This is a genomic window from Leptospira vanthielii serovar Holland str. Waz Holland = ATCC 700522, from assembly GCF_000332455.1.
GTDB lineage: Bacteria > Spirochaetota > Leptospiria > Leptospirales > Leptospiraceae > Leptospira_A > Leptospira_A vanthielii.
Window position 1 is genome coordinate 1 of the sequence record NZ_AOGY02000067.1, and the last position, 10,603, is coordinate 10,603.

General features: G+C 39.6%; 12 protein-coding genes. 5 read left to right on the top strand and 7 right to left on the bottom strand.

Features of this window, described 5'->3' with window-relative positions:
• The first annotated feature begins 95 nt into the window (after positions 1 to 95).
• Positions 96 to 398, top strand: coding sequence for a hypothetical protein (locus LEP1GSC199_RS16345; protein ID WP_002987789.1), 303 nt, complete (start codon positions 96 to 98; stop codon positions 396 to 398).
• Between the two features lie 15 nt (positions 399 to 413).
• On the opposite strand, the gene LEP1GSC199_RS22090 is transcribed toward LEP1GSC199_RS16345, so the two are convergent.
• Both LEP1GSC199_RS22090 and LEP1GSC199_RS16350 read right to left on the bottom strand, forming a co-directional pair.
• On the bottom strand, positions 414 to 506 hold the full coding sequence (locus tag LEP1GSC199_RS22090) for a TIGR04454 family lipoprotein (protein WP_332307941.1): 93 nt from the start codon (positions 504 to 506) through the stop codon (positions 414 to 416).
• The gene (locus LEP1GSC199_RS16350) at positions 503 to 694 is read right to left on the bottom strand and encodes a TIGR04454 family lipoprotein (RefSeq protein WP_002987778.1); all 192 of its coding nucleotides are present in this window, start codon (positions 692 to 694) and stop codon (positions 503 to 505) included. The genes LEP1GSC199_RS22090 and LEP1GSC199_RS16350 overlap by 4 nt, the downstream gene beginning before the upstream one ends.
• Before the next feature lie 936 nt (positions 695 to 1,630).
• Here LEP1GSC199_RS16350 and LEP1GSC199_RS16355 point away from each other — a divergent pair.
• A complete protein-coding gene (locus LEP1GSC199_RS16355) occupies positions 1,631 to 3,409 on the top strand; it encodes a M61 family metallopeptidase (protein ID WP_002987800.1) in 1,779 nt (592 codons plus the stop codon).
• Positions 3,410 to 4,369 carry a magnesium transporter CorA family protein gene (locus tag LEP1GSC199_RS16360; protein WP_002987792.1) on the top strand — a complete coding sequence of 320 codons (960 nt, stop codon included), beginning with the start codon at positions 3,410 to 3,412 and terminating at the stop codon, positions 4,367 to 4,369. It begins immediately after the preceding gene.
• A 2-nt stretch (positions 4,370 to 4,371) separates the two neighbouring features.
• Here LEP1GSC199_RS16360 and LEP1GSC199_RS16365 read toward each other — a convergent pair whose 3' ends face one another.
• From LEP1GSC199_RS16365 to efp, 5 genes are read right to left on the bottom strand one after another with little or no spacing between them, the layout of a single operon-like run.
• Positions 4,372 to 6,192 carry a hypothetical protein gene (locus LEP1GSC199_RS16365; RefSeq protein WP_002987794.1) on the bottom strand — a complete coding sequence of 607 codons (1,821 nt, stop codon included), beginning with the start codon at positions 6,190 to 6,192 and terminating at the stop codon, positions 4,372 to 4,374.
• Between the two features lie 3 nt (positions 6,193 to 6,195).
• Positions 6,196 to 6,933: an SDR family NAD(P)-dependent oxidoreductase gene (locus LEP1GSC199_RS16370; RefSeq protein WP_002987776.1), complete on the bottom strand. Its 738-nt coding sequence runs from the start codon at positions 6,931 to 6,933 to the stop codon at positions 6,196 to 6,198.
• A gap of 5 nt (positions 6,934 to 6,938) precedes the next feature.
• Positions 6,939 to 7,673 (bottom strand): SDR family oxidoreductase, encoded by a 735-nt coding sequence (locus LEP1GSC199_RS16375; RefSeq protein WP_039927165.1) that lies wholly within the window; start codon positions 7,671 to 7,673, stop codon positions 6,939 to 6,941.
• Positions 7,670 to 8,290 carry a methylthioribulose 1-phosphate dehydratase gene (mtnB, locus tag LEP1GSC199_RS16380; RefSeq protein ID WP_002987797.1) on the bottom strand — a complete coding sequence of 207 codons (621 nt, stop codon included), beginning with the start codon at positions 8,288 to 8,290 and terminating at the stop codon, positions 7,670 to 7,672. The genes LEP1GSC199_RS16375 and mtnB overlap by 4 nt, the downstream gene beginning before the upstream one ends.
• A 2-nt stretch (positions 8,291 to 8,292) precedes the next feature.
• Entirely contained in the window at positions 8,293 to 8,859 is a 567-nt protein-coding gene (gene efp, locus LEP1GSC199_RS16385; RefSeq protein ID WP_039927167.1) for an elongation factor P, read from the bottom strand.
• 68 nt (positions 8,860 to 8,927) lie between these two features.
• Here efp and LEP1GSC199_RS16390 point away from each other — a divergent pair, with 68 nt between their 5' ends.
• Together LEP1GSC199_RS16390 and LEP1GSC199_RS16395 are read left to right on the top strand one after the other, a co-directional pair.
• Entirely contained in the window at positions 8,928 to 9,992 is a 1,065-nt protein-coding gene (locus LEP1GSC199_RS16390) for a KamA family radical SAM protein (RefSeq protein WP_002987781.1), read from the top strand.
• Positions 9,976 to 10,533 carry a hypothetical protein gene (locus LEP1GSC199_RS16395; RefSeq protein WP_002987784.1) on the top strand — a complete coding sequence of 186 codons (558 nt, stop codon included), beginning with the start codon at positions 9,976 to 9,978 and terminating at the stop codon, positions 10,531 to 10,533. Before LEP1GSC199_RS16390 ends, LEP1GSC199_RS16395 begins: the two co-directional genes overlap by 17 nt.
• The last annotated feature ends 70 nt before the right edge of the window (positions 10,534 to 10,603 follow it).

A 10,603-nucleotide genomic window follows, 5' to 3' on the forward strand; every position in this document is an offset into this window, starting at 1 on the left:
ACAAGTAACAAGTACGACCCCTTTCCATTCTGTACTTAATTTTTCTCTCACAAGTCCATCTTGAAAAAAGCAAAAAATCCCGATAGTTTTATTGAATGAAACTAACTTTGACTTTGGGAACCTTTGTGTTTTTTGGTTTTGTCCTTTGGGCAGAGCCTGCAGAGGAACTATCCAAACCTTTTTTGCGAGTGTTCCCAAGTTTTCGGCCAGAAGAATGCGAAGACTGGGCCATTCGGCCTTTTATCTGCAAACAATGTTTAAGAGAAGGGAAACGATATGCGCAGGAAATTCGGTTTTTTGAAGATGGTCCTTATCGGACTCACGGCTGTTATGCAGAACCTGGGGGTTTTGAAAGTTTAGAGAGTGAAACAAAAACCGGGAATGTACATCCCCGGTAGGATCTATACGTGGCGTTATTTTTTTACACAACCCATAATGCCAGCTAAACCTGGTGCATTTTTCAAACAGTTAGGATCAAATTTTCCTTCCATACACTGATCGATCATTTTTTGTTTACCTTGTTGTAATCCTGCGAGAACTGGTGCTGCCGTCTGGATTTCTTTTTAGCTTCTTCTTCGATTTGAGTGAACGTGCTAGCGAGAGCAGACTCACACTCTTCTTGGGTATACACTTTAGATTTACAATTAGCCAAGAAAAGCCCGAGAGCGAGCGCCAAAATGAGGGATTTTTTCATGAAAAACTCCGATACATAGATTTCATGATAGCTTCTTTTTTAGAAAGGGATTTGAAAACAAAAAAATGATCCACCATATTGCCATAGGTACGCCCCATCCTTCCCATTTAGCCAGATTTTACCTTCAAATTCCTATACGTGGCGTAAAAAATTCAGGAATTCTATTATGAATCAGGAGAGGTCCGTTCCGTTTGGATTGGGTTCGGTCCAGTCATTCTTATGTTAGAGAAGGAGAAAACAGTCCCCGCGTGCTCTTGTTTTTTCTTTTTCAGAAAGTGATCGATCCGAATGGATCCAGTTTTTAAACCATGTTACGATTCAAAACCGAACTGATTACACCGCATACTTTTTGGACATTGATGGGAATCTTTTAGGAGTAAGTCAATATCCAGAAAAACTAGGAACCTTTTAGAAATGAGTTGAGAAAACCTTTCAATTTACTCCGAGAGATCATAAGCATTTCCAATGGTTCGCAAGTTTTATCAGAACCATCGGGAACATACGTGGCGTCAATTCACTTCGCATGACAGGAATTAGTTCTAAGTTACGAGAGATTTTATTAAAATTCAACCTATACGTGGATTAATGAAACATCAGATTGCCACTTTCAATGAGTATTAACAAAGACGATACACAATGGTACGGAAATGCCAGAGAAGAAAGTAATACGTGGAGTCTTTCCAAGCGACTGCATAAGCCCAAAGGAGACCACCCGTTTGGAACTTGGAAAGACTGTGTCTGGTCGGTTTTGCAACAAAGCTAGAGGCGTTATTGCCCAGCCACCTCGCGAGTCAAAAATCTTTTGTTGTAACAACTACTATCCAATTAGACCACCTCCTTTGCTCATACCTTAGCTATGCCTTTTCTAGTACTAGAAAGAAAAAACGTCAAGAAAACATTTGATCAAAACTAAAAATAAAAGAAGATAGCGTAACCATGGCAAAAGAACAAGAGGAAAAAACATTAGACAGGGCCGAACAGTCTAACTCGCTCCAGTTGGATTTCGAAGTTTCTATTTTTGATCTCTTCAAACATTACTTCCACGTTAGGCTCCGGGTCAAAACAGACCAATCGGAGATGACTTTTTGTTTGCCCAGTTGGACCCCAGGTTCTTACATGATCCGGGACTACGGAACCCACCTACATAAGTTCGAAGTAAAAAACTCGAAAACAGGAGAAACAGTTCCTTGGGAAATGGTGGACCTACACCGTTGGAAATTAAAAAATTTACCCTCCGAATTCGATATTTCCTATATCATTTATGCCTTTGAAGACTTTACTGTAAGGACAAATTATTTAGAAACAGAGTTTGGGTTTATCAATTCCCCTGCTTTGTTTTTATACCCGGAAGGGAAACTAGAACAATCTTCCAAGATTCAGTTCCAAGTATCCAATCATTTTCCTTTTGTATATTCGAGTTTAACACGTAGCGAAGAAGACAATCATTTGTTTTTAGCAGAAAATTTTGATGAACTATTCGATTCCCCATTCCACCTAAGCAAACAAAATTCTGTATTTTTTACAGCAGGAACCACCAAACATGAATTACTTGTGGAAGGAGATGTAACTTTTGATTTTAAAACAAAGTTAGCATTAGATCTAAAACGAATTACTGAAACACAAATTGAATGGATGATGGACTCACCCAATCCCTACTACTTATTTGTTCTCAATTTGAGTTTGCCTGCTTATGGTGGGCTAGAACATAGAGCTTCTAGCATCAATTATTTCAATCCAGAACTGATTTATGATGAGGAAGAGTATAAAAAGTTACTCGAACTTTTATCCCATGAATACTTTCATCTTTGGAATATCAAACGGATCAGGCCCATCGCTCTTGGTCCCTTTGACTACCAAAAACCTAACCTAACACGCGAATTGTGGATTGCAGAAGGATTCACCAGTTTTTATGATGCCTACTTTCTCTACCACTCCGGATTTCTCTCCAAAGAAGAATACTTATCCAAACTCCAATCGGATATTTTTTCTTTGGAAGACAATGAAGCTGATTTTTGGATGAGTTTAGAAGAATCCTCTTTTACTGCTTGGACCAAATATTATAAAAGAAATGGAAACAGTCATAATATCACAGTCTCTTATTATACCAAAGGTGGCGTTATTGCCTTATGTATGAATTTATTTTTACTCAAAGAATCAAAAGAGAAAAAAACAATTCGTCATGTGTTCCAAAGTTTAAACGAAATATTTGTTAAAACAAAAAATAGAGGGTTCACCAAACAAGAGTTTTTTGATACAGTAAAGGATGTAACGGGAGTAGATCTTAAAACAGAGTTCAATCAATACCTAGAATATCCAAAACCAATCCCTGTGGACTATTATTTAGATATCATCGGAATCCAAAGAATTCAAACCGATTTGGTCGGTGACACCGGATTCAAAACAAAGGAAAAAAATGGGAACCTTTACATCCAAAAACTCCTTCATAAATCCGACATGGACTCCTTTGATTTGATGTTAGATGATGAAATCCTTGCCATCAATGGGAAACGAGCCACCACAAATTCCCTGCAGAAATTGGAGAAAAATCTAGGGTCTGGTGAAAAATTCCACCTCATCCTCTCCCGTGCTGGGAAAATCAAAGAATCTATGATTACCGCTTCTGGGTATTACAAAACAAGAAAATTTGTGATAGCAGAAGACACCTCTGATGACAGAAAAGAACTACGAGAATTTTTCCTAAGGAATATTGTGTAAATGCCAGCTCTTTTTAATTATATTTTAACTCCATCCAGTAAAGATGAAGTGCTTCTCGACAGGCCTCTCCCTCTCTCCCACAGACATCCCAAACATTGGATCCACATCACAGCAGAGAATGAAGAAAAACTGATGTTTCTCTTTCAAAAACATGATATCCACCAACTAACCATTGAGGACATTCTAAACCCCAATAGCCGGATCAAACTAGAGATTTTCCCCAATTATATATTTTTTGTTTTTCGTGGTTTCCATTTTGAGAGGAACCAACTCACACAAAAAAACTTTAACTTCATCCTAACACCAAACCAGATCATCTCTCTAACACTTGACTACCGTGATAGTATTGGTGACATCATCGACCAGTGGAAGGTGAATAATAAAATTTTGGCTCGCGGATATGAATTTATTGTTCACAAAATTTTGGATATAGAAACAGACCATACACTTGCTATCACTCAGAAAATAGAAGAGAGGATTGAACATTTTGAAGAACAAATTTTTGGGAATGCAAAGTCTTTAGACATCAGTAATGTTTATAGTTTGAGATCAAGTCTTCTATCGATCAAAAAAGGAATGCTTCAAAATAAAGAAGTTTTGGAAGATTTAGAAAAAATCAAAAATAGTTTTTTTAGTGATGAGGCCGATGCATTCTTTCGAGATGTAAGAGACCATTCTCTTCGTATCTTAGAACAAGTGGATAGTAATATCGAATCTATATCCTCAGCTCTCGAAGCCCATATTGCCATTTCCACCCGTAAAACCAATGAAATTATGAAGATCCTCACCATCATGACTGCCATCATGTTACCCATGTCTCTTGTGGCTGGGATTTATGGGATGAACTTCCGTCATATGCCCACTCTCGAATGGGAGTATGGGTTTATCACAGCTCTCGGAGCCATGGGTTTTTTAGGAATTTTGATGTTACTTTATTTTAGAATCAAACGTTGGTATTAATTCTAAATCAAACCACGAATCTGGACAAGTAACTCTGGATCTTCTACAGGCGGATCTATTTCTCCCCTTGTCCACTGATTAAAAAGGTCCTTCAAACGTTTGTTAAGCGAATCAAATTCAGGGGAATTTGGAAATAAAATGACAGAATTTGGTTTTACTGTTTTTCCTGTTGTGGATACAAAAGCAAAATCTGGGATCATTTTTTCTAAAGTCTCTGCAGAAAATGCAGGAAAGTTAGAGCCGAGCCAATCTACAGAAGGCAAACAGTTCTTTTGAAAATAAGCATCGCTGAGGGCCGAAACAAGAGCTCTTTTTAGTTGTTGTTTTTTCTCCTTTTCAAGTCGTTCTTCTCTTTCTCTAAGTTTCTTTTTAAAGAAATTTTCCCTACGTTTTTGATACAAAAATTGGCGGTCCATCTGCGAGTATGTAAGTATCGATTTTGCTTTCGCATAACCAGAATTAACGACAGGAGTGACACCTAAAAAGTAAAAAAGTTTATAAAACCAAGGGATGTATTTAAAATAAACAGACTGGAGATTTTTACCGTATGTTTTTACAAACTCATCATCTTTAAAAATAGGTTTTAGTTCTTTTTCATTTAATTCAATGATGGCCTTCAAATACAAAATATGTTCTGTTGTGAACCTATAATTTTGAAAGATTAAGTGGTTAATGTCTTTGATATTGTTTTGGTTGTTATTCACAAAGATGGCAATTTTTGCATCTTGGTCATGCCATTCTGCGGAAAGAACTTTTGGATTTTTTCTCAAAAGATCAACGATGATGGTATCATGTTCGTTGTCTTTTTCCAAATTAATTCGAAGAAGTCTAGAATCAAAGTCAAACTGGCTATCCAACATCTTCATATAAACTTTAAGAAGTCGGTCCACTTCTCGTTTTTTTTCAAGTTCTGCATATTTGGCCGCCATCTCAGCCACTTTTCGCAAATTATGAATTAAAGGATAAAAACCGTTTTCTTTCAGAATCTCTTTAAATCCATACAACATATCAATTTTTGAACGGATTAAATCAATTTCGCTAGGTTCGGTATTCCCACTTACAGGTGTCGTTGAATGGATCCGATCAAAAGCCAATCGAATTTCGGTATCAAATGCTTTTGCCAAAGGTTCCACTTTGGTCATCAAATACTCATTGGCAATATGCAAAAAACTAGCAGCTTCCGACTCTGGTAAAGAATAGAACCCTACATGGGGTAACACAATGATTCGCGGGTCGGCTTCCAATTCATCAATCATGAGTCCACGAGATCGTTTTAACATTTCCGCTGACGGTTGTAAGGGGAACTGTTTTGGTTCCAACAACCGATCTAACTCATCACCTGTTCCCTTCTCTTCTTTATAATCAATGTCTGCAAGTTTGTTAAGGACAGTACGCCATGTATCTTCTGTTAAAATACGTTTGGCTTGTATGTATTGGAATAGATGTTCGGTAGATCTTGAGATAAGCAATTTATAAGGTTCTTCTAAAGGCATTCCCCCAGGAAGTCCCACAAGAAAGGGTACAAAACGTAACTCCCCCACATCGGCATCAAATTTAATTTCAAAAAGTTGCGTGGTTAGTCCATAATCAATGAGTTGCCACAATGCATCCAAAGCAGTTTCACGATCCATTTTTAGTTTTTCAAAATTGGAATCTGTCGGGCGAAATAAATGTCCTGCTTCAATGTTTTCACGAGAACTTTGGACCTCCACTGTTTTCATAATAGACAAAGCTTCTTTTTGTAGGATGATCCCTGAAGACCTACCTAACGTCTCTTTGGTTGTCAGTTGTAAAAAATGATCGTGCGGAGGTGATATTCTCATACTTTAAATGGCAGTGAGTCCGCCATCAACAGTCCAATTTGATCCAGATATGTATCCGGATTCTTTCTGAAGGAGGAAATTGACGACACGAGCAATTTCGGAAGGTTCTGCGATTCGCCTAACGGGAGTCCTCTCTGTGATTTTTGTCTTATGGTCGGATACTTGGTCTTCTTGAATTCCCATATTGGTATCAACAAAACCTGGGCTCACTGCGTTGGCCGTGATTCCATACTTCCCCCATTCATCTGCTATGGAACGGATAAATCCAACTAACCCATGTTTGGAGGAGGAATAAGCCACAGAGTTTGCAGAACCTACAATGGATAAAGAAGAAGCAATGGCGACAATTCGTCCAAAACTTTGGGTTTTGAAAATAGGAAGGAGTAATTTGGAGAGAAGGAACAAAGTATTTAAATTAACGCGGAAAATGGACTCCCATTCTTCTACAGAAACTTCGGTGATCGGGTGGTAAGGACCACCAAATCCAGCGTTGTGGACAAACCCATAAAAATCCCCGGCCTCAGAACTTTCTTGGATGATTTTGGAAAGGCTCCTCTCCACAACAAAAGGAGTTTCCGCCAGATCGATTTCTCTATAGGTCTCTTGGAGGATGGGGGAAGTTGGCCGGACTTTGTCCAGGTTCCAGACAGAAAAACCCGCAAGGACAAGGGTTCGAACGATTTCCCTTCCAATTCCGCCACTGCCACCGGTCACGAACACAATCGATTCCTTGAATTCCATGGAAACTATAAGATTCCTTTTTTTGGGGTAATGGATAAGTCATCTACAAAGATAGATTTAGGCAAGTGGGAAATACTCCACAAATACTCGGAAATGTCCGAAATAGAAACCATATCATTCTTGTCAAACTGGGGCCTCGTGTCCCAAATTTCAGTCGCCACGGCCCCAAGACTGACATGCACCACCTTGGTTCCCAAGGGTTTCCACTCTTCCCTGAGCGCCCGAGCGATTCCGAGAACGGCATGTTTGGAGGCACAATAGGCCGCAGAATCTGGAAATCCCTGTTTCCCAGCCGTAGAGCCTAAAAAAACGAAAGTTGTATTCTGAAAAAAAGGCAGATAGGGAGAAAAGGCTTTTGAAATCAATAGAAGAGCTTGTACATTCAATAGAAAATGTGCTTCTAGATCTTTCTTTTTCAGTAAATCAATGGGCCCAAAAAGGCCATCTCCCAAAGCAAAGTAAACATAAAGATCCGTTTCTCTTAATGAAGGTTGGTCGGGGTTTCTTTTTGATCCGTATTTATCAGAAAGGGAAATCTCAAACGTTCGCAAGTCTTTGTGATTTGTGGCATCAAAGGAAAAAGTTCCTTTTTCTGCTTTTGTGAAAGATTCAAGAATCTCTTCCCCCTTTCTCGAAAACCCAAATAGGGATACAGAGTTGTCCTCTAAAAAACGTTTGTGGAGCCCTTGTCCAATTCCGGAACCAATTCCAAAAATATACACATGGGTCCTGTCCTTCATATCCGCCTAGCCATCACTTGCAAAAGAAAGTGGACTGCTTCCAAATGTTTATTGGCCTCAGCCACCGTTTTTCCCCAAACCGTAGGACCATGTCCTTCGATGAGTAAAAAAGGAACCTGAGGTTTTCCTTTGGTTTCTATGTAACGTTTGATTTCCGAAGCAATTGTCGGAACATGAGTATGGTTGTAAAAAACAGGGAAGGTCAAATTTGGTTTTTCATCCCAAATTCCAAAAGCCTTGATGATTTCGATCGGAGGGAGAGGAAAATCGCGAAATCCCTCTTCTTTGCCAACACCAAACTCGAGTAAGTTGGAATCCAAAGTATGGACATGAAGGGCAGCACCCGAATCTGAAATCTGTGAATAGACCACCTGATGGATGCTAGTTTCTGCTGAGGGTTTTAATCCCTCCCTTGCGGAGACCAAAGACCCGTCGCCAACAGAAACACAAACAAAGTCTTTTTCGTTAAGTTCTCCCTTGTGTTTTCCAGAAGCAGTGATCCAAAAAACATCTCCCGCACGACAGGAGAGATTTCCAGCAGTGGCATACATCCACTGCCTTTCATAATAGGTATGAGAGAGTTTGGTAAGTTCCTGTAGGGACGTTTGAGACTCCAAATCTATTTGTTGACTCGCTCCACATAACTCAAATCGCGAAGGTCAATTTTGACTGTGTCCCCTTGTCTGATAAAAATAGGGACTTGGACTTCTCCTCCAGTTTCGACAGTCACACGTTTGAGTGCAAGGCCCGTTGTGTCCCCTTTCAAACCATCTTCTGCATAGGTAACTTCCAACACAGCAAAGTTAGGAGGTGTGACACCAATCGGTTTGTCATTGTAAAACGAGACTTCCACAGCTGTTTCTTCTTTCATAAAAGGAAGGATGTCTTCCACATAATCTTTAGAAACCGGGATCTGTTCGTAATCGTTGATATCCATAAAAATGATTTGGTCACCATCAGCATAACAATACTGCATTTTGCGGCGTTCTAAATCCACACTTTCCAGTTTTTCTGCAGCTTTGAAGGTTCTTTCAATAGAAGAATCGCGGACAATATTTTTAAGTTTGGTACGGATGAATGCAGAACCCTTTCCAGGATTCACAAACTCTGTTTTGACGACGGAATAAAGCTCATTGTCAATCTTGAGAATCATTCCTTTTTTTACTTCTGTAATGCCTAAGTTCATAATTTCGTTACTCGTAAACAAAATCCGAGGGACTTGGCCCTGTGTCAACCGAAGTATGGTCATAAGCGATGACCTGGTCGGATTGGAAATGGCAATTACAAAACCGAATCACTACGATTAAGGATTTGGAAGAAAAACTGACTCTGACACCCGAAGAGAGGGAGAGTTTTGCGCCTGCACTAGAGGAATTTAGTTTTGCCGTCACTCCTTACTATTTGGAGAGGATCGATAAAGAAAATCCGAACTGTCCCATTCGCAAACAAATCATCCCCAGAGCCGGCGAACTTACCAAAAAACCCAATGAAGTAGAAGATCCCCTGGCAGAAGAACGATACATGCCAGTCAAAGGTGTGACCCATCGATATCCCGATCGTGCCATTTGGTATATTTCTCATGTTTGTGCTGTGTATTGCCGGTTTTGCACAAGGAAACGAAAAGTTTCAGACCCCGAAGAAACCCCGAACCGACAGGAATGGGAAAAAGCTCTCGAATACTTTCGAACTCATGAAGAACTACGAGAGATCATTTTGTCTGGTGGCGACCCACTCACCCTTTCCGACTCTTCGATTGATTACCTGCTCGGTGAATTAAAATCTATACCTCATCTCAACCAAGTGCGAATTCATTCCCGCCACCCAGTCACTATGCCCATGCGGCTCACCGAAAATCTTTGCAGTGTTTTTGCAAAATACTTTCCTTTGTATATGGTCACTCATTTCAATCACCCCAAGGAAATTACAAATGAAACAAAAACGTATGTTATGCGACTTATCAAAAAGGGGCATGTATCCGTTTTTAACCAAACGGTTTTACTTTCTGGGATCAATGATGATGAAAAAGTTTTGGCGGAACTCAATTACAAATTAATCTCTATAGGAATCAAACCCTATTACCTCCACCAATGTGATGAAGTGTTTGGAAGTTCCGACTTTGTTGTCCCCATTGAAAGAGGGATCGAAATCTATCGAAAACTACGGGGATTCCATTCAGGAATCACGATCCCCAATTATGTAAAAGACCTCACGGGTGGTGGTGGAAAAGTCCTTCTCTCACCTGACTATTTACAAAAGAAAACAAAAGATGGGTATCTATTTCAAAACTATTTAGGAGATGAATATGAAGTGGGACATTAAATTGATTTCTATTCTTTTCCTAACCCTGATGACCGCTTGTCAGTCAGTAAAGGAAACCCCATCAGAAAAAAAACAAGAATCTACCCAACCGAATCTCCATGGGGAGGAAATCAAAAAGTACCACCTAACAAAAGAGCTGCGACTTACCTACCATGCAGTTTGGGTGGCAAAAGAAAACTTTGAACTCCTTAAATCTGGCTCTATTTTTGGAACGGGAAATAGTTATGAAATCCGTTTGGATTCGGCTGGAAAAATCCAGTGGCTCAGGTTATCTTCCACCGACAGAGAAAACCAATCCCAGTTTCCTTATTTCTATAAAGACGAAGTCCAAAACCCAGATGTATCCTATTTTGTCTGGGGATCCAAAAAATGCAGTGTTCTTGTTTTTTTACTCCCCGATTCCCAACTTTATGCTCGTTGGGAAGGGATTCATAATGGATTTTTACTCGTTTTTGAGACCATCACTTCCAACACCACCGGTCCCAAAGAACTGGCAAAAGAACTCCACCAGATGGTCCAACAATCTCTGGATCTCTACTAGGGGCTTTCAGATTTCTAACAAAGCCTGTTTTTTTAGAAAAAAAGATTAGGCAAATAGGCCGTAGCAGTTA